Origin of the sequence: Bordetella bronchialis (assembly GCF_001676705.1) — a bacterium.
GTDB classification, from domain to species: domain Bacteria; phylum Pseudomonadota; class Gammaproteobacteria; order Burkholderiales; family Burkholderiaceae_B; genus Bordetella_C; species Bordetella_C bronchialis.
Genome location: NZ_CP016170.1, coordinates 2,331,007 through 2,351,012, shown reverse-complemented (window position 1 = coordinate 2,351,012; position 20,006 = coordinate 2,331,007). Strand labels below are relative to the sequence as shown.

The window sequence follows — 20,006 nt, the reverse complement described above, 5'->3', positions numbered from 1 at the left end:
CGGGTCCAGCGGGTGCGCGGCTACTCGCGCATGCGCAGCGACGATTTCCCGCGCGTCAGATTGACGAACCAGGCATTCAGCGCCTCGAATGCCTGTCGCGGCACGGTCAGGGCGAGCACTACGCCATCGGCCTGGAAGTCCTCTCTCGCGATGCTCGCTCCCGCCTGTGCCAGGTGCGCCTTCAACTGCTGCAAATCGGTATAGGCGCAGGCGCAGGTGGCATCGACGGTATCGACGATCTCCACGCGTGGCGCCAGCCGCAGGCAGTTCGCGGCCGCGCCGCCATAGGCGCGCGCCAATCCTCCCGTTCCCAGGTTGATACCGCCGTACCAGCGTGTGACGACCACCGCCACGCGGTCGCAATCCTGGCCCTCGATGGCCTGCAACATGGGGCGCCCCGCCGTCCCGCCCGGTTCGCCATCGTCACTGAAGCGGTACGCCGCGCCGATGCGATAGGCCCAGCAATTGTGCGTGGCGCCCGGGTCGCTGTGCGCGGCGATGAAGGCCATGGCGGCATCCACGTCCCCCGCGGGACCGGCATGCGCCAGGAAAACGCTTTTCTTGATCGTTTCCCGGTAGGCGTGGATCGCGGCCAGCGTGCTGGGCACGGTCAGTCGCCGCCGGCGGGAACGGGAACGGGTATGGCGAGCTGCGACGGCGCGGGCGCCGGTACCGGCACCGCACCCGACGCGGAAGCCGACGCCGCGCCCGGCACCGCACCCGGCGCCGGCGGCCCCGCCGATGCGGACGCCTCGCCGGACAAGGACGCGCCTGCCGCGGCACTCGCCGCCGCGTCCTGGCGCCGCGCCGCCCGCTGCAGGCCCAGCGCGATCGACATCGCCACTGTCGCCGCCAGCGCGGCGAACAGGAAAATCGCCGGGTAGCTGAAGCCGGTCACGATCAAGCCGGCCACCGGCCCGGTAATCCCCAGGGAAAGGTCCAGGAAGGCCGAGTACGCCCCCAGGGCGGCGCCGCGATTGCCCGCCGGCACGCGGTTCACGGCTTCCACGCCCATCGCCGGGAACACCAGCGAAAAGCCGAAGCCCGCCAGCGCCGCGCCCGCCAGCGCCATCCAGGGCGCGACGGCCAGCCACAGCAGCAACAGGCCCAGGACTTCCACGGCGATGGACAGGATGGCGACGCGGAAGCCGCCAAAGCGCCCTATCGTGCCGCCCAGCAGCAGCCGCGCCCCGATGAAAAAGCATCCGAATACGCTCAGCGACATGGCCGCGCCGCCCCATTGATGGGCGGCGTAGTACAGCGTGACGAAGGCGGCGATGGAACCGAAGCCCACCGAAGCCAGGCCCAGCGCCAGCCCGTGCGGCAGGACGCGCGCCACCACCTGGGAGAACGCCATGCGGACGCCGCCCACGACGGCCACGCGGGCGCGTGGCGCGGCCAGCGCCAGCCCCAGCAGCCCGCAGGCCAGCACCGCGGCGCCGACGGCGCCGAAGCCCCAGCGCGCCTGCAACTGCACGCCCAGGGGCGCCCCGATGGCCAGCGCCCCGTAGGTGCTGATGCCGTTCCAGGAGATCACCTTGGCCGTGTGCGCGGCGCCCACGCGGCCGATGCCCCAGGTGATGCAGCCGGTGCCCACCCAGCTCTCCCCGAAGCCCAGCACCAGGCGTCCCACCATCAGGGCCGCCAGACTCAGCGCCGGCGTATGCGACAGCCCATGGGCCAGCAACAGGAAAACCCCGCTGGCCGCGCAAGCCGCCAGGCCGACCAGCACGGTCTGCTTGGGCCCCACGGTATCGGCCATGCGGCCCGCATGCGAGCGGCTGAGCAGCGTCGCCAGGTACTGGACGCTGATCACCAGCCCCGCCAGCACGGAGCCGTAGCCCAGGTCGCCATGGACGTAGCCCGGCAACACCGCCATGGGCAGGCCGATGACCAGATAGCAAAGGAATGTGAAAAAGACGATGGAGACGACTTGCAGCGTGACGGCGGAGGCGCGCGGCTGCGTGCGGGACATGGAAACGGGGGACGGCATGGTGCGGGTAGCTAGGGTTTTCCCTAGTTTAACGCACGCCGCCCAAGGCGCGCACGCCATTCAATGCTCTTCCCGGCGCCGTGATCCCGTGGGACGGCGCCGGTCCCCGGGGCCCGCTCCCCCGGCTTCACACTTCCACGCCGCGCGAGGACAGATAGTCCTCGTACCCGCCGCGGTAATCGACGATCTCCCCATCGGGCAGGATTTCGATGACGCGGGTCGCCAGCCCGGACACGAATTCCCGGTCGTGCGACACGAAGAACAGCGTCCCCTGGTATTTTTCCAGCGCGAACTGCAGCGATTCGATGGATTCCATGTCCAGGTGGTTGGTCGGTTCGTCCATCAGCAGCACATTGTGCCGGCCCAGCATCAGGCGCCCGAAGGTCATGCGGTTCTTTTCGCCGCCGGACAGCACCTTGGGCGCCTTGGGCAGGTCGTCCGCGGAAAACAGCAGCCGCCCCAGCGCGGAACGCACCGACTGGTCGTCGTCGCCAGGCTGGCGGTATTCCGCCATCCAGTCGAACAGATTGATGTCGGTCTGCTGGAACTGATCCGACACGTCCTGCGCCATGTAGCCCAGGTCGGCGTTATCCGACCACTTGATGGTGCCGGAATCCGGCGCCAGGTCCCCGGCCAGCATGCGCAGCAGGGTCGTCTTGCCCACCCCGTTGGCGCCGACGATGGCGATCTTCTCGCCCGCATCCACCATCGCCGAGAAATCGCGGATGACCGGCGCGTCGTAGGACTTGGACAGGTGCTCCACCGTGACGGCCAGGCGGTGCATGACCTTGTTCTGCTCGAAGCGGATATACGGGTTCTGCCGCGAGGACGGCTTGACCTCCACCTGCTCGGCCTTGATGCGATCGATCTGCTTCAGGCGCGAAGTGGCCTGGCGCGACTTGGACTTGTTGGCGGCGAAGCGGCGCACGAAGTCCTGCAGTTCGGCGATCCGTTCCTTGGCCTTGGCGTTATTGGCCGACAGGCGCTCGCGCGCCTGCGTGGAGGCCAGCATGTAGTCGTCGTAATTGCCCGGATAAACGCGGATCTCGCGGTAATCCAGGTCGGCCATGTGCGTGCAGACCTGGTTCAGGAAGTGGCGATCGTGGCTGATGATGATCATCGTGCTCTGGTAGCCGTTGAGCACGTCCTCCAGCCAGCGGATCGTATTGATATCCAGGTTGTTGGTGGGTTCGTCCAGCAGCAGCACGTCCGGGTTGGAGAACAGCGCCTGCGCCAGCAGCACGCGCAGCTTCCAGCCCGGCGCGATCTCGCGCATGGGCTGGTTGTGCTGTTCCACATCGATACCCAGGCCCAGCAGCAGCTCGCCGGCGCGAGCTTCGGCGGTATAGCCGTCGTACTCGGCGAACTTGGCCTCCAGGTCGGCGGCGCGCATGTAGTCCTCTTCCGTGGCATCGGCGTTGGCGTAGATGGCGTCGCGCTCGGACATGGCGGCCCACATATCGGTGTGGCCCATCATCACCACGTCCAGCACGCGGTTGTCCTCGAAGGCGAACTGGTCCTGCCGCAGCTTGCCCAGCCGCATGCCCGGCTCCAGGGACACGCTGCCGGCGGAGGGCTCCAGGTCGCCCCCGATGATCTTCATGAAGGTGGACTTGCCGGATCCATTGGCCCCGATCAGTCCATACCGGTTGCCGTCCCCGAACTTGACGCTGACATTTTCGAAAAGCGGCTTGGGGCCGAACTGGATGGTGAGATTGGCGGTGGATATCACGTTGATTGAATCGAAGAAAGGCCGGAATGCAAACCCGTCAGTGTACCCCCTGCGTGCGAAAGCGGCATTTCATGGGCCGGGCGATGGGCCGGTGGACGTCCGCGCGGCAACGATGCGCGAGACGGCGACGTTTGGATTAATCCCTACCCGCCGATTGTCAAGCCACCGCAACGAGGATGTAATGCGAGCAAGAGCGCGACGGTCCGATGCAAAGCCGTCTGCGGCCGGAACCGCGGCGATGGCGGCTCTGTCCGGAAGCGCCAGCCCGGCGATCGCGGCCGGGCCGCCGGCGCGGGGCTGGCGGGCATCGACGAGGGACACATCATGCTGCACACGCTGGAAATCGAACACAAGCCCCAGGCCGCGCTGGTCTGGCTATCCAGGCCGGACGTGCGCAATGCCGTGGATGCGCAGATGGTCCAGGAGCTGACCGAAACGTATGCATCGCTGGGCCGCGACAGCCAGGTGCGGGCCATCGTTCTGGCGGCGCGCGGCATCGCCTTCTGCGCCGGCGCTGACGATGCGTGGACGCGCGAAACCGCGCACGGCGGCGAGGCGGCCATCCGCGCCGACGCCGCGGCCTGCGGCACCATGCTGGAAACGATCTACCGATGCTCCAAGCCAACCATCGTGCGGCTGCACGGGGCCTGCATGGGCCTGGGCATGGGCCTGGCGGCGGCATGCGACATCGCCATCGCGTCCTCGCAAGCGACCTTCGCGCTGCCGGAAACGCGCCTGGGCCTGATTCCATCCATCATCGCGCCCTACGTGCTGCGCGCCATGAGCCCGCGGGACGCCACGCGCTGGTTCCTGACCGGGGAAACCTTCAGCGCCGCGGAAGCCTGGCGCATCGGCTTCGTACACGGACTGTCCGAGCCGGACTCCATGGACATGCGCATCGCGGCGCTGGTGGACACCTTCATGCTGACCGCCCCCGACGCCGTCGCGGCGACCAAAGTGCTGGTGCAGGCGTCATCCGGGCGGCCCGTCGACGACACCACGGGCGGGGATGACCTGCCCGCGGGACGCATCCTGGCGTCGCCGGCCCGCGCGGCGGCGGACGGCGACGGCGGCCTGGGCGGCCGCGGCCCGTCTATGTTGAACGGAATGCTGGACGGCTAGCGTGCGCGGCCCGGCCGGCGGTCCCGTGGATACGTCCGCATGGCGGGCGCATCGGCCGGACAGCACCGGGAAGGCTCCCGCCCCTAGACGCCGGGATCCGGCTCCTCGGGGCGGATGCGCGCGCGCTCGATGCCGGCGCGGTAGCGGTCCAGCGCATTGAACAACAGCGGATTGGCCAGGATCGACAGGATGGCGCCCGCCAGTACCAGGTCCTGCCCGGCCTTCGGCAGGATTTCCTGCGTGACGCCCAGGCCGGCCAGGATGAAAGAGAACTCGCCGATCTGCGCCAGGCTGGCCGAAATGGTCAGCGCCGTCAGCTTGGGGTGGCGGAAGGCGCGCACGATCACATAAGAGGCGATGGACTTGCCGACCAGGATGATCAGGAAAGTGCCGAGCACGCCCCAGGGGTCGCGTATGAGCACCATGGGGTCGAACAGCATCCCCACCGACACGAAGAACAGGACCGAGAACGCATCCCGCAGCGGCAGCGATTCGTCGGCGGCGCGCTGGCTGAACTCCGACTCGGCCATCACCATGCCGGCGAAGAAGGCGCCGAGCGCGAAGGACACGCCGAACAGCGCCGTCGCCCCGTAGGCGATACCCAGCGCGCAGGCCAGCACGCCCAGCCGGAACAGCTCGCGATTGCCGGTATAGACCACGCGTTCCAGCAGCCAGGGGATGACGCGCCGGCCGAACACCAGCATGACGGCGACGAAGGCCGCCACCTTGACGGCGGTCAGGCCCAATATGACCCACAGCGAGGCGCCGTCGCCGTTCTGTTCGCGGCCGCCCAGCACGCCGGACAGGGCGGGGATCAGCACCAGCGCCGCCACCATGGCGAGGTCCTCGACGATGAGCCAGCCGATGGCGATGCGCCCTTCGTTGGTATCGACCAGGTTGCTGTCTTCCATGGCCTTGATCAGTACGACGGTACTGGCCACCGACAGGGCCAGCCCGAACAGCAGGCCGGCGCCCAGGTTCCACCCCAGCATCCACCCCAGCCCCAGCCCCATGAGGGTGGCCGCGGCGATCTGCACGATGGCGCCCGGCACCGCGATGTTCTTGACCGACAATAAATCGCGCAGCGAAAAATGCAGCCCCACGCCGAACATCAGCAGGATCACGCCCAGTTCGGCCAGTTCATTGGCCAGGTGGCTGTCGGCGGTGAAGCCGGGCGTGTAGGGCCCGCACAGGATGCCGGCGCAAAGATATCCGATCAGCGGCGGCAGCTTCAGGCGTACCGCGAGCGCGGCAAGTACGAACGCCAGAACCAGACCGCCCACAATCGTCGTAATGAGCGGTGTGGAATGAGGCATGCAGGCTCCAGGGGATATGGGTTACGGACGCCGAGCGGCGCCGATCCTGAACAAAGGCTGAATCAGTTCAAGCTCGGAGGATATCACGCCGTCCGGGCATCGCCGGCGGCCAGTGGCAACCTGCATGCCCGGGCCATCGCCCATGGGGCGACGGGCGCGTGTCCGGGGGCGCGGCACCCTGTCCCACCCCGGCCGCGCCGGGATCAGCGCCGCTTGCCGCGGCCGCGGTCGGCGTGGCGACGATCGCCGTGGTCGCCGTCGTGGCCGTGATCGTCGTCGCGGCCATGGTCGTGGTCGTGTTCATCCAGGACCAGGTGCACCATCCCGGGCTCGGTCGCCACGCCCACTTTCTTGCCGACCGGCAGCGTGGCCTTGGAAGCGATATGGCCGTACGGCAGGCCGGTCAGCACCGGCACTTTCACGGTCTTGCGCAGCCAGGCCAGCACGGCCGGCATGTCGAAGCCGGCATCGTGCGGCGCCAGGCGGTAGTTGGTGAAATGCCCCAGCAGGATGGCTTTCTGTTTCTGCAGGATGCCGGCCTGCCACAGCTGGGTCAGCATGCGTTCCACCCGGTAGGGATGTTCCCCCACGTCCTCCAGGAACAGGATGCCGCCTTTTATCCTGGGCATATAAGGGGTGCCCACCAGCGACGCGACCATGGCCAGCGTGCCGCCCCACAATACGCCGCGGCAGTCCACCGGATCCGCGTCGGGGGTCTCGAAGCTCAGGATTTCCAGCTCGCCGCGCATCAGCTCGGCGAACAGCGCCGCGGTCAGGTCATCGACCTTCTTCGCGCCGAAATCCGCCACGGCCGTGGCGCCGCTATAGCTGACGGCGCCGGTCTGCGCCAGCAGCGCCAGGTTGAAGGCGGTGAAGTCGCTATGGCCCACGAAGCGCTTGCCGCTGTCGGCCACGGCCTTCCAGTCGATCATGGGCAGCAGCCGCCCTATTCCATAGCCGCCGCGCGTCGCCATGACGATGGAGTGCTTCTGCTTCAGCGCACGCGACAAGGCCTTCAGGCGGTCCGCGTCGGTGCCGGCGAAACGCTGGTGCACGTCGGCAGCCGCGCGGTCGATGGCGGTCTTGAAGCCCTGGGCCTCCAGGTTCTGCCGCGCGCGCTCCAGCGTGGCGGGGTCCTGCACGGCGGACGACGGCGAAAACAGATAAATGCCGGGTTTGCTGCTCATTGGGGATTTTCCTTGGCGCGGCGAGCCCGGAAGAACTGCCGCAGCACCTCGCCGCAGGGTTCCGCCAGGACGCCGCCGTGAAACGACGTATGGTGATTGAGCTGGGCCACGGCGCCGACGTCCAGCACGCTGCCGCACGCGCCGGTCTTGGGGTCGCTGGCGCCATAGCACACGCGGGCCAGCCGGGCATGCAGCATCGCGCCCATGCACATGACACAGGGCTCCAGCGTGACATACAGGGTCAGGCCCGGCAGGCGGTAATTGGCCAGTCGGCGCGCCGCCGCGCGCAACGCGACGATCTCGGCGTGCGCGGTGGGATCGCTATCGATGATGGTGCGGTTGTAGCCGGCGCCCAATACCTGTCCCTGCGCATCGACGACGACGGCGCCCACCGGCACCTCGCCCACGCGCCAGGCCTCGCGCGCCTGGTCGAGCGCCAGCGCCATCATGTCCGTATCGAACCGGGCCAGTTCGCTGGCCGTCATCGCCGCGACCGCTTCAACCACGGTAGGCCCTCGATTTCAGGGCGATACGGTGCGCCAGGCTGGCGACGGCCTCTTCCAGCAATTGATAGAGCTCCGCGTTCTCGTCATAGCGGGCGTGGTTCAGATTGGACACGCGGCCTTCCTCGATGAACCCCCAGGCGCGGCTGCGCTTGTCGCGATGGCGCGGGTCCCACACGCCGAAGGCGATGCCGCCGGCGCGGCGTATCAAGGAAAAGCACGGGATGTCGGTGTAGCCGTCGCCCACGAAGACCATCTGCTCGAACGGTACCCGCAACCGGTCTTCGGGCACTTTGCGGTTGACCTCGAAAGGCTTGTTGCGGAACTCGCGGCCGATGATGCCCTTCTGGATATGAAAGAGATAGCGCGTCTTGTCGGTGAAGCTGACCAGGCGGCGCGGGAACTCGATGCCGCCGTCCTGGCCGTAGGCGAACTCGGACGCCCAGATCTCGGTGAACTCATGGGCGATGGGCGTGGCGCGGACCACGTCGCCGATGCCGCTGGAGATCAGGTAGAACTCCAGCGAGACCTGCGGCTGGGCCTCGCGCACCGCCTCGCGCAGGCGCTGGAATACCGAGGTCACGCCATTGTGCAGGGGCAGTCGGCTCCCCCAGTCGCGCAGGCGTTCGCGCGTGATCGGCCCGTGCGTGCCGGTTCTGGAAAGCTCGATCATCCGGTACAGGTAGGCAGGCACGGGGTCCCAGTCCTGCTCGAACAGCAGTGGACCGACCTGGTCCTTCCAGAAGGCGGCCGTATCCACGCCGATGCTGTCCAGGAAGCCGGACGTGCTATCGGGCGCGAGCGTATCGTCGAAATCGAAAATCAGGGCGATGACGTCGGACATGGAAAAGGCGCGACGGGGAACAGCCGCCATTTTGCCTGAATTCAGGCGGCCGGCATGACGGCTCACAGGCTATCGACAAGTTCGGGCAGGCGGCGGCGGTCCTTGAAAAACCGCCACATCAGCCGCGAGGCATCCGGGCCATGCCGCGCATGGAAACGGACGCGGCCGTCGCCGCCGCTCCAGGCATGGCCCAGCCCGGGAACTTCGCACAGGACCACCATCGCGCCCTTGCCCGGCGGCACGGCGGTGCGCAGGTAATGGCGCGGCGTGCCCGCCGCCTCGGGCCGGGATTCCGCCGCGCCGCCCTTGTCCGTGTCCAGTCCGTTGGCCCACGCCCATTGCGCCAGCAGTTGCGGACCGCTGCGGCGGTCGACGACCGCATCGCGGTCGCCCTGCAGGATGATGACCGGCATGCCGGGAAAGGCCATGCGGTCCGGCAACAAGGGGGCCATGGCCTGCGCGGGCGGCTCGGCCGCGCCATGCCGCATCGCCCGCAAGCCTTCGCTGGCGGTGCGCGCGCTGCCCAGCACCGCGCCGGAATGCATGCCCAGCGCGGCGAAGCGCTCGGGATGCCGCAGCGCCGCCAGCGCGGCGATGCCGGCGCCGGCGGACAGGCCGGCGATATAGACGCGGGTGGGATCGGCCTGGTATTCCTGGATGACCGCGGCCGCGATGCCCGCGATGGCGTCGGCCTCCGCGTAGCCATGCGCGGTGTCGGGGCGATACCAGTGCCAGCAGCGATGCCGCTGGCCCCGCCGCGACTGCTCGGGATACACCAGCAGCACGCCCTCGCGGTCCGCCAGGCGATGCATGCGGGTGCCCAGCGCGAAATCCACCGCGCTTTGCTCGCAGCCATGCAGCATCATCAACACCGGCGCGCCCTTGCGCAACCGGGGCGGCACATAGACGTAATACGACAGGCGCACGGGCCAGGTGCCGGGCACGGGCGGCGTGCGGTAGATCCGCGATTTCCAGCTGCCGGCGAAATCGGCGGGATCGAACTGCGCGGTGTCGGCGGATCCCGCGCCGGCGGCCGCCGCATCGGCCGCGTCGGTGGCGGACGCCGGGTGCCGTGCCGGACGCGCTCGCGCGCGCTTGGCGGGCTTGGCGGGCTTGGCGGCCAGGCCGCCGGGCATGCTCAGGCTCCATGCCGTCCGCTGCAGGCGCGCCACTTTGCGGGCGGCCGAGAAAAACAGCGTGGACAGCTTGCGGGCCATGCGATCTCTGCCTGGGGTGGATGGGACCGCTTCATTAAACCCCTTATGCTGCATCGCAGCAAGCGCCGGCCGTGCGGCCCGGGTCCCCGGACGCGTCCACGGTACAGCACTTGCGGCAGGGCAAGCCCGTCCGTTCTCGAGTACCGGCATGCGTCCAATCCCCGTCGACGTCCGCAAGGGACAGGCTCCGGAGAAGCTCTCCCGGGAAGAATTCCGCCAGCGCTACATGCGGCGCTTCTACGACCCGGCCTTTCGCGCGGAGCAGGCCGCCATCGATAGGCTGGAGGCCATCGCCTGGGAGGCCTACCGGCAAGGCCGCAAGGCGCCCGTCACCGTCAAGGCGGGCGCCGGCGCGGCGGACCCGGATTACGATCTGTCGGTCGAATGGAAATCCGCCGCCGACCGGCTGCGCGAACTGGCCCGCGAGCAAGCGCTGCCGGGCACGCCATCCCGCGTGCTGCTTATCGCCGGCGCGTCGCGCAACGACGGCACCTGTCCCGGCGAAATGTCCAAGACCTGGCGATTGACCCGGATCGCCCAGGCCGAGCTGGAAAACGCCGGCATGGAAACGGACGTGCTCGACCTGAGCCGGCTGACGTCCGAATACGACCGCATGATCCATCCCTGCAAGGGCTGCGTATCCACGGCCATGCCGCTATGCCATTGGCCTTGCAGCTGCTATCCCAACCATTCCCTGGGGCAGGCCAACGACGCGATGAACGACATCTACGCGCAGTGGGTGCGGGCCCATGGCGTGATCCTGCTGGCGCCGACCTATTGGTACCAGTCGCCCAGCCCCTTGAAACTGATGATCGACCGGCTGGTATGCGCGGATGGCGGCAACCCCGATCCGTCGTCGACCTCGGGCAAGGATGCGCTGAAAGCCAAGCAGATCGAACTTGCCGGCTGGCCGTACCCCAAGCACCTGGCCGGACGGGCCTATGGCCTGGTCGTCCACGGCGACGTGGCCGGCATCGAGGGCCAGCGCCGCGCCTTGAGCGACTGGCTGGACTGGATGGGGCTGATCGACGCCGGCGCGTCGGCGCGCCTGGACCGCTACATCGGCTACTACAAACCGTACGCTACCAGCCACGCCGAACTGGACGCCGACCGGGCCGTGCAGCAGGAAGTGCGGAATGTCGCGCGCGCCGTGTCCGTCGCCGTCAGGCAGCTACGCGAAGGCCGCTTGGCGCGGCCGGACGCGGGGGTCGAGGATCCGCGTCCGAAGTAGGTCCGGCCGATGCGGACAGGAAGTTCGCATCGCCGCCCGCATGCAAATGGCCCGCTGGAGCGGGCCATTGCATATTGCGCGGGGACGCCCCGCGGCTTATTGACGAGGCATGGTGCCGCCGTACGGGGCCGGCGTGCCATATCCCGCGGGCGGCACGGCGGGCGGCGGTGCGAGCGGCGCCGCGGGCTGGGTATAGCCGGGCTGGGTATAGCCGCCGGGCTGGGTATAGCCGGGCTGCGGCGCGGCGCCCGTGCTGCCGGGCGTGCCGGCGGGTACCTGGATCACGGTTTCGCGCAGCACCCCGCCGCCGGTAACGCTGCCCTGGACCCGCGTATCGCCCTGGCCCGACATCTGGATCATGCAGTCCTGGCGCTGATTGGCAGGCAGCGAGTCGCAGCGCGCGGTGGCGTTGCGCTGCGGGTCGACGGGCGTGCTCAGGCCATTGCGGCGCCGTTCGACCAGCGAAGCGCCGGCCTCGCGCATGCAGGCGGCCTGGTCCTGGCCGCTGGCGCCGCTCTTGCAGCGGGCTACGTCCTCGCGGTATTGCGCATCCGTACCCGATGCGGACCACGCCGGCGCGCTGGCGCCCAGCGCGCCCGCGGCGCAGATAGCCAATCCGATTGCCGACAATTTGATTCGTTGCGTCATGCTTGACCTCCCAAGTGCGATGGCCGCCTGACGGACGGCTCGTTCGTCAAAACCATGGTCCAGCAAGCGGCGTGCCTACGGATGAGCAGATGCTGTCAGGCGCCGCTGCGCGCCGTATCCACATCCAGGCGCTTGAAGATCAGCGTCGACAACAGCGTGACGCCGCCCACGCAGATGAATGTCCAGCGAAAGCCCCACGCATCGGCGTGCGGCCCGTGGGAGAACAGGCCGACCAGGCCGCCGCTCAGGCTGACGCCCAGGCTCAGCGCCAGCATCTGCACCATGGAGAAAAGACTGTTGCCGCTGCCCGCGTCCTCCACGCTCAGGCCCTTGAGCGTGACACTGTTCATCGCGGCGAACTGCATGGAGTTGGAGCCGCCGAAGATGGCCAATTGCACAATCTGCAGGAGCAGCGGCCAGCCCGGCGCGATGAAGGCGAAGGACATGATGGACAAGCCCACCACGACCGTATTCACCGAAAGAAAGGTCTCGTACCCGTAATGCCGCACCAGCGGCGCCACCCAGCGCTTGGTGATCAAGGCCGCCAGCGCCACGGGAAACAGCATCATGCCGGCATAGAAGGGCTCATAGCCGAGTTGCAATTGCAGCAGCAGGGGCAGCAGGAAGGCAACGCCGCTGCTGCCGATGCGCGAGACCAGGTTGCCGACCAGGCCCATGCTGAAGGTCGCGTCGCGGAACAATCCCAGCCTGAACAGGGGCCGCGGCCGGTGGCGCGCGTACGCGACATAGGCCATGACGGTGAAGGCGCTCAATGCCATCAGGCCGGCCGTGTAGAGGGCCCGGTCCGGGCCTTCCGTGCCTTCCATGCCCAGCGAGAACGCCACCATGCAGGTCGACAGCAAGGTGAATCCCACGAAGTCGAAGCCGGGCACGGAGGCCGCGGATTCAGCCGGAACGTATCGCCTTACCGCGATCAGGCCGACGATGCCGATCGGGATGTTGATCAGGAATATCCAGTGCCAGCTCAGCACCTGCACCAGCCAGCCGCCGGTCATGGGACCGATCATGGGGCCGACCTGCCCGGCGATGGAAATCAATGCCAGGGCGGCGATATAGGCGTCGCCCCGCACCGCGCGCAGGACCGCCAGCCGGCCGATGGGCAGCAGCATGGAGCCGCCCACGCCCTGCACGACCCGGGCGATCACCAGCTGGGTGAGGTTCGCCGCCATCGCGCAGAACAGCGAGCCCAGGACAAAAATCAAAATGGACGTGAAATACACGCGCCGGGTGCCGAAGCGGTCCGCCAGCCAGCCCGAGGCCGGCGTCAGCATTGCCATCGACAAGGAATAGGCGACGATCACGGGGCGCATGGCCAGCGGCAATTCATGCAGGCTTTCCGCCATGGCCGGCAAGGCCGTGTTGACGATGGTCGCATCCAGGGACTGCATAAAGAACCCCGCGGCGACGACCCACAGCATGCCGCGGTGTGACGAACTTTCCTTCATTTCCCCTCTCTATGGGCGGGGCGGCCGCGTCGTGCGCGGCGCCTCGTGCGCCCGGATGCCGCAATCATAGGCCGATCGCCTATGATCGCGAAGTTCGCTGGAGCCAGGCCCGCGAAACCGCTTTTTCTACGGCATTTTTATTCAGCTATCCGTCAGCGACAGGCGCTGTCGCGACGGCCAGGGAGCGTCCCTCGTGAATGGAATTACCCCGATTTCCGCGCACGCGCGCACGGCAGGCGTACAGGTATTCGGTCCCGCCGCGGACCATGGCGAGGCGGCCCGCCACATGGCGGCCTATCTGCGGGAGCTCGGGCTGGAGGAGCTGGTCGGCACGGACGCCTGGCGCGACGGCGACGGGCCGGTCGCGGCGTTCCGCCTGACCGATGACGCGGCGGCCCGGTGGACGCCGGGCCATGACACGACAGGCCTGGCCGAATCCCTGGCGGCACGCTTCCCCGGCAGCGAACGCAACCTGGAACGCGAGATCGTCATGGCCATGCTGGCCGCGCCGGTCGCCTTCCGCTATCCCAGCCACGACGAATTCATCTCCGCCGTGCGCATCAAACTGAACATCGTGCATGCCGCCAGCCTGACCGAGCTGGCCTTCGACACCGAGCACGCCGAACGGCCGGAGGACTACTGGACCTATGACGAAGCGCGCGGCTTCACGCTGCTGCCGGGCAAATCGCTGATCGAGGGCCTGACCAAGGCCACGCAGCCGGAAGCCTCGGGCAAGCTGTATTCGTTTTCCTGCTACCGGGCCACCGAATATGTCACCCTGCTGGGCATCGCGCAGGAGCTGGCCGTCTGCAATCCGGAACTGCTGGCGCGCCTGCAGCATCATTGGGAACAGCGCGCCATCATGTCGGGCCTGTTCCATGACGTGTTCCTGCGCGAATACGGCTCGATGGAGGACCCGCTGCCGCCGAAGTACTACGTGCCGGGGGACCGGCTGTGGTTTCGCAATCCGGACGAACATTCCTCTAATGTCGAAGGCTTCGAAGGCTCCTGGGTGTTCTACCTGGGCGGCGGCATGTTCAACAACTTCTGGAAGCACCGGCAGCCCTTCAGCCTGACCGCCAAATGCGTGGAGATCTACCACTGGCGCCACGGCGTCCACACCGACGACCAGGGCATCCTGCGGCTGGACGAGACGCGGGTGGAAGCGCGTGTGCGCGCGTCCATGGCCGATCCGGCGGAGGTCGACCGTATCCTGAAGCAGATGGTGCGGCTGCGCGAGCCGCGCGGCGTGTATGTGGACGGCGGCTGCATCGACACCACGCGCGAATGCGTGCGATGGGTGCGGCCGGGCACATCGGACCTGGTGCTGCCGACGCCCTAGCCCGGGCCGGGCTTACCGGTTGTCGCGCAGCGCGCTGTAGATCTTGTAGCCCACGCGGCCGTCCTGCGGCAGGCCCAGGCGCTGCTGCTCCGCCGCCACGGCCTGGCGCGTCTTGCTGCCGGGGATGCCGTCCGGCGTGCCGATGTCATGGCCGCGCGCCGCCAGCATGGCCTGCAATTCCTTGATCTGCACGCGCGACAGGCCGGGGTCGTCCGTCGGCCAGGCGGCGGCCAGCCCGGGCCAGCCCTTCAGCCGGTTGGTCAACAGGCTGACGGCCAGGGCGTATTTGTGCGACTGGTTGTAGTGCAGGATCGCATCGAAATTGCGCGTGGCCAGGAAGGCGGGCCCTTGCGCCCCCGTGGGCGCGAAGACATAGGCCTGCACGGTTTGCCACGGTTGCGACATCGCCACCGTGGACAGCGGCGTACCGTCCGCCCGCGTGACGCCCGCCTCGCTCCATTGCGATAGCGTGCGGCGGTCGTCGCGGTTCATGATCTCGTTGTCGGGCGATGGCGGCAGTGACGCGGCCATGGCCGGCGGCAGGCGCACCTCGATCACCGCCGGCATGCCGCGCGTCCAGGTGGCCTTGCGCTTGAGCAAATGATTGGCGGTGGAGGCCAGCGCGTCGGGCAGGGATCCATACAGGTCGATGCGGCCGTCGCCATCGCCATCGGCGGCCAGCTCGTAGAAAGAGGTCGGGATGAACTGCGTCATGCCGAAGGCCCCGCTCCAGGATCCGATGAAACGGTCGCGCGTGACGGTGCCATCGCGCAGCAGCCGGACGGACGCGTACACATTCTTGGTCCACAAGGGCTTCTGCTCGGTGCACGCCCGCGTCAGCCAGGCGTTGAGCACGTCCACCTTGCCCAGCTGGGACCCGTAGTTCGTTTCGATGCCGAAGATCGCCACCAAGGGCTCGCTGTCGATCTGGTAGCGGTCGTCGATGGCCGCCAGCGCATCGCGGGACTTGTCCAGGACCGCCTGGCCTTCCGCCACGCGCTGGTCGTCCACGGTCTTGGCGATGTAGTCCCACCAGGTTTCCTTGCCCTCGGGCTGCGCCTTGGCGGCCGCCACCGTCACCGCCAGCAGGCGCGTGTCCTGGGTGTAGCGGTCGAAGTCGGCCACGCTGACGCCGTTGGCCGGCGCGCCCGGCCGCAGCGCGGCCAGGCACTGCGCCGGATCGCCGTCCTGTTCGGCCGCGGCCGCGCCCTGGGCCGACGCCTTGCCCGCCGGCTGTACGCATCCCACGATGCCCGCCGCGACCAGCGCGGCCAGGGGCAGCCAGCGCGTGAAGGGACCGGCGCGGCGGGGAAGCAAGGACGAGCGGAGGAAACGTGGCATGGGCATATCGATATCGGGATAAAGCAGGAAAAGCGGTTTCAGCGTGGGTTCAAAACGGTTTCAGCGTGGGCGCGGCGCCAGCCTGGCGACCAGGGCGCGATGGGCCGGATAGTCGGCGGCCAGGCGGTCCGCGTCGGCCAGTTCGAAATCCGCGAAGTCGAATCCTGGCGCGACCGTGCAGCCGGCCAGGGTGTAGCGATCGGCATGGACGCGTTCCGCGGCGAACCAGCAGCCGGCCGGCACCACGGCCTGGAACACGCAATCCGGGTCCTGGATCGCATTGCCCAGGCGGTGGGTCATCAAGCCGCCCTGCCCGTCCAGCACGTGCACGAGCAACGGACCGCCGGCATAGAAATGCCAGACTTCATCGGAGCGGATGCGATGCCATGCCGACCAGGCATCGCCGCTCAAAAGGTAATAGATCGCGGTGCTCGCAGCGCGCTGGATTTCCAGCGCGGGACGCCGCACGGTTTCCGCGGCGCGATAGGTTTCGCGGTAGTAGCCGCCCTCCGGATGGGGCTGCAAACCCAGGCGGCGGACCAGGCCGTCCGCTTCGGAACGATCGGCGTCCATGTTGCTACTCCCGCCCCATGCACGCCGCCAGCGTGCGCCGTTGCCGGCCCTGGGCATCGAAATTATCCGGCGCCAGCCAGGCCTGGTAGCCGGCGCGCAGCGCCGGCCACTCGCTGTCGATGATGGAGAACCACGCGGTATCGCGCGTGCGGCCCTTGTACACGATGGCTTGCCGGAAGATGCCTTCGAAGGTAAAGCCATAGCGGATCGCCGCCTTGCGCGACGGTTCGTTCAGGCTGTCGCACTTCCACTCGAAACGGCGATAGCCCAGTTCCTCGAACACGCGCTTCATGAACAGATACTGCGTCTCGGTGGCGTGCGGCGTGCGCTGCAGCAGCGGCGAATAGGCCACATGGCCCACTTCGATGACGCCGTTGACGGGATCGATGCGCATCAGCGCCGCCGTGCCGATGGCCTTGCCGGACGCCAGGTCGACGATGGCGTGATGCATGGGATCGGCGCTGGCGGCGGCCTTTTCCATATGCGCATCGAAGGCGGCGCGGTCCGGGAAAGGCTCGTTGGAAAGATAGGTCCACAACCGGCCGTCCGGCGCCTGGCCGTAGGCCTGGTACAGGTCGGCCGCATGACGGGCCGGATCCAGGGGTTCGATGCGGCAGTAGCGCCCCTGCATGGGCGTGGCGGGAGGGCGCTGGCGCGGCGTCCAGCCTGGCACCGCATCGCCGATGGGTTGTCCGTATTCGTTGGTACGCGTCATGATGATGGGTCATGGAAGCGCGAGCGGAAAAGCCCGCCGCGGCCATCAGCATACCGGCAAAGCGGAACGCGTGCTGGCGCGCCTACGTCTCCAGCTTTTTCAGCAGCGCCTGCGCCGCGAAGGGCGCTTTCTCCTTGTGGCCGTTGATGAAGAAGATGAAAACGTCCCGTCCCTTGGCCGCTGCCTTGGCCTTGGCGCCGTCGACCCGCGGCAGGTCCTCGGGCTGCCCGCCGGCGGCCCAGGCATGGGCACGGTCGGCCCAGGCCTGCAATTCCTTGGGCGGATAGCCGGCGCGATTGTCCGGGCTGGACCGCATCAGGCGCGCGTAGGCGAAATCGGCGGTCAGGTCGGCGAAGGAAGGAAACTTGTCCGAGTCGGTGTAGACGGTGGCCACCTTGTATTTGCGCGCCAGCTTCACGTAGGCGGCATCCATGAAGCTATCGTGGCGCACGTCCATCACGTGGCGCAGCTTGCGGCCGTCCACGCGGTCGGGCAGCAGCGCCAGGAAGGCTTCGAAGTCCTCCGGGTCGAAGGCCTTGGTGGGCGCGAACTGCCAGACGATGGGCCCCAGCTTGGCGCCCAGTTCGCCGATGCCGCTGCCGATGAAGCGCTGCACCGAGTCGCCGGCCTCGGCCAGCACGCGGCGATTGGTCGCGTAGCGCGACGCCTTCAGGGAGAACACGAAATCGTCGGGCGTCTCGTCGCGCCAGCGGGCGAAGGACGCCGGCTTCTGCGTGCTGTAGTAGGTACCGTTGATTTCGATGGCGGTCACCTGCCGGCTGGCGTATTCCAGCTCGCGGCTATGCGGCAGGTCCTCGGGATAAAAGCTCTTGCGCCAGGGTTCGAACGTCCATCCGCCGATGCCCGTGCGTATGCGGCCTTGCGCCATGTTGTCCTCCGATGGCCGGACCGGCCGCTGCATGCGGCCGCGTCCCGCGGGTTCGCGCCGACCCGTCACGGTCGGCGCTTGAACGATTATCCGATCAGCGCCCCCAGCACCAGCACGGCCAGGACGGCCCAGAACAGGAATCCCAGTATGGATCGCCGCAGCAAGGCGCGTATGGCCGCCACCAGCAGCAATACGCCCAGGATAAGCACGGCGAAATTGAATAGGTTCGGGCTCATGCCCATGGCATGGGCCACGCCTTCCGAAAACTGGCTGATCGCCCGTCCGATGCCGCCCAGCAGGTAACGCAGCACGCTGACGATGGAACGGATAATTTCGCCCAGGACATTGCCCATGGACTCGAAAAAGCTGTTCGATTGCATGTCGTCTCTAGAAGATGCCGGTTGGCCTATCTTAACCAGAGACCGCGGCGCGGACATCCCGCCCCGGCGCCGGCCGGTCGGGTGCGCGCGCTAAGATGTCCCCTCGTCCGCCTTCCCCATGTGCGATCCCGAATGGAACAAATCGATTTGAACGACGGCACGGCCGACCGCTTCCTGCTGGATGCGGCCGGCTTGTCGCTGGTGGTATTCCATAGCCGTACCTGCGGCAATTGCCGCCTGGCGCGAGAGCGCCTGCCGGACATGGATTTGCCCGTGGAACGGCTATGCTGGGTCGATGCCGGCGATAACGGCGGGCTGGTGGAACGCTACGAGGTCTTCCACCTGCCGGCCATGTTCGTCATACGCGATGGCGCCTTCCATGGTCCCGTCCAGGCCAGCCTGCAGGAATGGGATATCCGCCAGCAAATCAGCCTGGCGCTGGACGGCTACCCCGGCATGCTGCCCTGAAGCGCGCCCAGGCAGGCCTGCCGTCAATTGACGCTGGCGCCGGTGTCCCGCACCACCTTGCCCCACTTGGCCGATTCCGACTTCAGCAGCGACTCGAACTCGCTTTCGCTGCTCAGGCTCAGCGTCAGTCCCGCCGTGGCCAGGGCCTTGGCCGCTTCCGGGCCTTGCATCACCTTGGCGGTGGCATCGTGCAGCTTGTCCAGCACGGGCTTGGGAGTCCCCGCCGGCGCCAGCAGGCCCAGCCAGATATTTGCCTCGTAGCCCTTCAGCCCCGCTTCGTCCAGCGTGGGTACGTCCGGCAGGTCGGCGGAGCGCTGGCGCGTCGTCACGGCCAGCGGACGGAGCCGGCCGGCGGCGATCTGCGGCAGGGCCGCCGTCACGCCCAGGAATCCCATGGACACCTGCCCGCCGATGATGTCGTTCAGCGCCTGCCCGCTGCCGCGATACGGCACGTGGTTGATCTTGATATCGGCCATGGTGGCGAACAGCGCGGCGGCCAGGTGCTGGCTGCTGCCGTTGCCCGACGAGGCGTAATCCAGCCGCCCGGGCTTGGACTTGGCCAGCGCGATCAGCTCGCCCACGCTCTTGGCCGGCACGTTGGGATTGACGACCAGCACATAGGGGCTATCCACCAGCTTGGTAATCGGCGCGAAGCTCTTGACCGCGTCGTAGGGCAGCTTCTTGTACAGCCAGGGCCCGATCACATGCGTGGTGGAAATCAGCACCAGTGTGTAGCCGTCCGGCGCGGACTTGGCGACGTAATCCGTGCCTATGGTCGAGCCCGCCCCCATGCGGTTTTCCACCACGATGGGCTGGCCCAGTTCCGGAGTCAGCTTTTCGGCCAGCATGCGCGCCACCACGTCGGTGAAGCCGCCCGGCGCGAAGGGCACGACCAGCTTGATCGGCGCGCTGGGATAGTTGGCGGTGTCTCCCTGGGCCCAGGCCGTTGCCATGCCGGCCATGCAAAAGGCGAACGCCGCCGTGATGCCTGCAAATCGATGTCGCATCGTAGTCTCCTCCTGTTCCATTGCTGGAAGCT

The 20,006-nt window shown here is 67.9% G+C and carries 19 protein-coding genes and 1 pseudogene; 4 read left to right on the top strand and 16 right to left on the bottom strand.

The features are described 5' to 3' along the window. Positions 1–20 precede the first annotated feature (20 nt). The 3 genes from BAU06_RS10595 to BAU06_RS10585 all read right to left on the bottom strand — a co-directional run bounded on the left by BAU06_RS10595 (position 21) and on the right by BAU06_RS10585 (position 3,725). The gene (locus BAU06_RS10595; RefSeq protein ID WP_066348400.1) at positions 21–608 is read right to left on the bottom strand and encodes an IMPACT family protein; all 588 of its coding nucleotides are present in this window, start codon (positions 606–608) and stop codon (positions 21–23) included. Positions 609–610: 2 nt separating this feature from the next. Further along, positions 611–1,993 carry an MFS transporter gene (locus BAU06_RS10590; protein WP_156770206.1) on the bottom strand — a complete coding sequence of 461 codons (1,383 nt, stop codon included), beginning with the start codon at positions 1,991–1,993 and terminating at the stop codon, positions 611–613. Between the two features lie 127 nt (positions 1,994–2,120). After that, positions 2,121–3,725: an ABC-F family ATPase gene (locus tag BAU06_RS10585; RefSeq protein ID WP_066348396.1), complete on the bottom strand. Its 1,605-nt coding sequence runs from the start codon at positions 3,723–3,725 to the stop codon at positions 2,121–2,123. Between the two features lie 324 nt (positions 3,726–4,049). On the opposite strand from BAU06_RS10585, the gene BAU06_RS10580 reads away from it, so the two are divergent. Then, the gene (locus BAU06_RS10580; protein ID WP_066348393.1) at positions 4,050–4,847 is read left to right on the top strand and encodes an enoyl-CoA hydratase-related protein; all 798 of its coding nucleotides are present in this window, start codon (positions 4,050–4,052) and stop codon (positions 4,845–4,847) included. Positions 4,848–4,930: 83 nt separating this feature from the next. Here the strand turns inward: BAU06_RS10580 and BAU06_RS10575 are convergent, their stop codons facing one another. The 5 genes and pseudogenes from BAU06_RS10575 to BAU06_RS10555 form a co-directional block, all read right to left on the bottom strand. Next, on the bottom strand, positions 4,931–6,163 hold the full coding sequence (locus BAU06_RS10575; RefSeq protein WP_082988131.1) for a cation:proton antiporter domain-containing protein: 1,233 nt from the start codon (positions 6,161–6,163) through the stop codon (positions 4,931–4,933). Between the two features lie 290 nt (positions 6,164–6,453). Next, a pseudogene (locus tag BAU06_RS10570) lies at positions 6,454–7,350 on the bottom strand (LD-carboxypeptidase); the annotation flags it as partial. Beyond that, on the bottom strand, positions 7,347–7,796 hold the full coding sequence (gene tadA / locus BAU06_RS10565; protein ID WP_231934078.1) for a tRNA adenosine(34) deaminase TadA: 450 nt from the start codon (positions 7,794–7,796) through the stop codon (positions 7,347–7,349). The gene tadA and the pseudogene BAU06_RS10570, both read right to left, overlap by 4 nt. A 52-nt stretch (positions 7,797–7,848) precedes the next feature. Continuing rightward, entirely contained in the window at positions 7,849–8,697 is an 849-nt protein-coding gene (locus tag BAU06_RS10560) for an HAD family hydrolase (protein ID WP_066348386.1), read from the bottom strand. 62 nt (positions 8,698–8,759) lie between these two features. Beyond that, positions 8,760–9,914 (bottom strand): extracellular catalytic domain type 1 short-chain-length polyhydroxyalkanoate depolymerase, encoded by a 1,155-nt coding sequence (locus tag BAU06_RS10555; protein WP_197509486.1) that lies wholly within the window; start codon positions 9,912–9,914, stop codon positions 8,760–8,762. Positions 9,915–10,062: 148 nt separating this feature from the next. Between BAU06_RS10555 and BAU06_RS10550 the strand changes: the two genes are divergently transcribed. Beyond that, positions 10,063–11,145: a flavodoxin family protein gene (locus tag BAU06_RS10550; RefSeq protein WP_066348383.1), complete on the top strand. Its 1,083-nt coding sequence runs from the start codon at positions 10,063–10,065 to the stop codon at positions 11,143–11,145. Positions 11,146–11,241: 96 nt separating this feature from the next. On the opposite strand, the gene BAU06_RS10545 is transcribed toward BAU06_RS10550, so the two are convergent. Then, positions 11,242–11,793: a hypothetical protein gene (locus BAU06_RS10545; RefSeq protein ID WP_066348380.1), complete on the bottom strand. Its 552-nt coding sequence runs from the start codon at positions 11,791–11,793 to the stop codon at positions 11,242–11,244. A gap of 95 nt (positions 11,794–11,888) precedes the next feature. Further along, positions 11,889–13,259 (bottom strand): multidrug transporter subunit MdtD, encoded by a 1,371-nt coding sequence (mdtD, locus tag BAU06_RS10540; RefSeq protein ID WP_066348379.1) that lies wholly within the window; start codon positions 13,257–13,259, stop codon positions 11,889–11,891. 193 nt (positions 13,260–13,452) lie between these two features. Between mdtD and BAU06_RS10535 the strand changes: the two genes are divergently transcribed. Further along, the gene (locus tag BAU06_RS10535; protein WP_415834908.1) at positions 13,453–14,601 is read left to right on the top strand and encodes a hypothetical protein; all 1,149 of its coding nucleotides are present in this window, start codon (positions 13,453–13,455) and stop codon (positions 14,599–14,601) included. 12 nt (positions 14,602–14,613) lie between these two features. Here BAU06_RS10535 and BAU06_RS10530 read toward each other — a convergent pair whose 3' ends face one another. From BAU06_RS10530 to BAU06_RS10510, 5 genes are all read right to left on the bottom strand, one after another. After that, positions 14,614–15,942 (bottom strand): lytic murein transglycosylase, encoded by a 1,329-nt coding sequence (locus BAU06_RS10530; RefSeq protein ID WP_231934046.1) that lies wholly within the window; start codon positions 15,940–15,942, stop codon positions 14,614–14,616. A 60-nt stretch (positions 15,943–16,002) separates the two neighbouring features. Further along, the gene (locus tag BAU06_RS10525; protein WP_066348378.1) at positions 16,003–16,515 is read right to left on the bottom strand and encodes a cupin domain-containing protein; all 513 of its coding nucleotides are present in this window, start codon (positions 16,513–16,515) and stop codon (positions 16,003–16,005) included. Positions 16,516–16,519: 4 nt separating this feature from the next. Next, the gene (locus tag BAU06_RS10520; RefSeq protein ID WP_066348377.1) at positions 16,520–17,230 is read right to left on the bottom strand and encodes a GNAT family N-acetyltransferase; all 711 of its coding nucleotides are present in this window, start codon (positions 17,228–17,230) and stop codon (positions 16,520–16,522) included. An 82-nt stretch (positions 17,231–17,312) separates the two neighbouring features. Then, entirely contained in the window at positions 17,313–18,119 is an 807-nt protein-coding gene (locus tag BAU06_RS10515; protein WP_335617499.1) for a DUF72 domain-containing protein, read from the bottom strand. 86 nt (positions 18,120–18,205) lie between these two features. Next, a complete protein-coding gene (locus BAU06_RS10510; RefSeq protein WP_066348364.1) occupies positions 18,206–18,499 on the bottom strand; it encodes a hypothetical protein in 294 nt (97 codons plus the stop codon). A 132-nt stretch (positions 18,500–18,631) separates the two neighbouring features. Between BAU06_RS10510 and BAU06_RS10505 the strand changes: the two genes are divergently transcribed. Next, positions 18,632–18,967, top strand: a complete 336-nt coding sequence (locus BAU06_RS10505) for a thioredoxin family protein (protein WP_066348361.1) — start codon at positions 18,632–18,634, stop codon at positions 18,965–18,967. 23 nt (positions 18,968–18,990) lie between these two features. On the opposite strand, the gene BAU06_RS10500 is transcribed toward BAU06_RS10505, so the two are convergent. Next, entirely contained in the window at positions 18,991–19,974 is a 984-nt protein-coding gene (locus BAU06_RS10500; protein WP_082988127.1) for a tripartite tricarboxylate transporter substrate binding protein, read from the bottom strand. Positions 19,975–20,006: the final 32 nt, after the last annotated feature.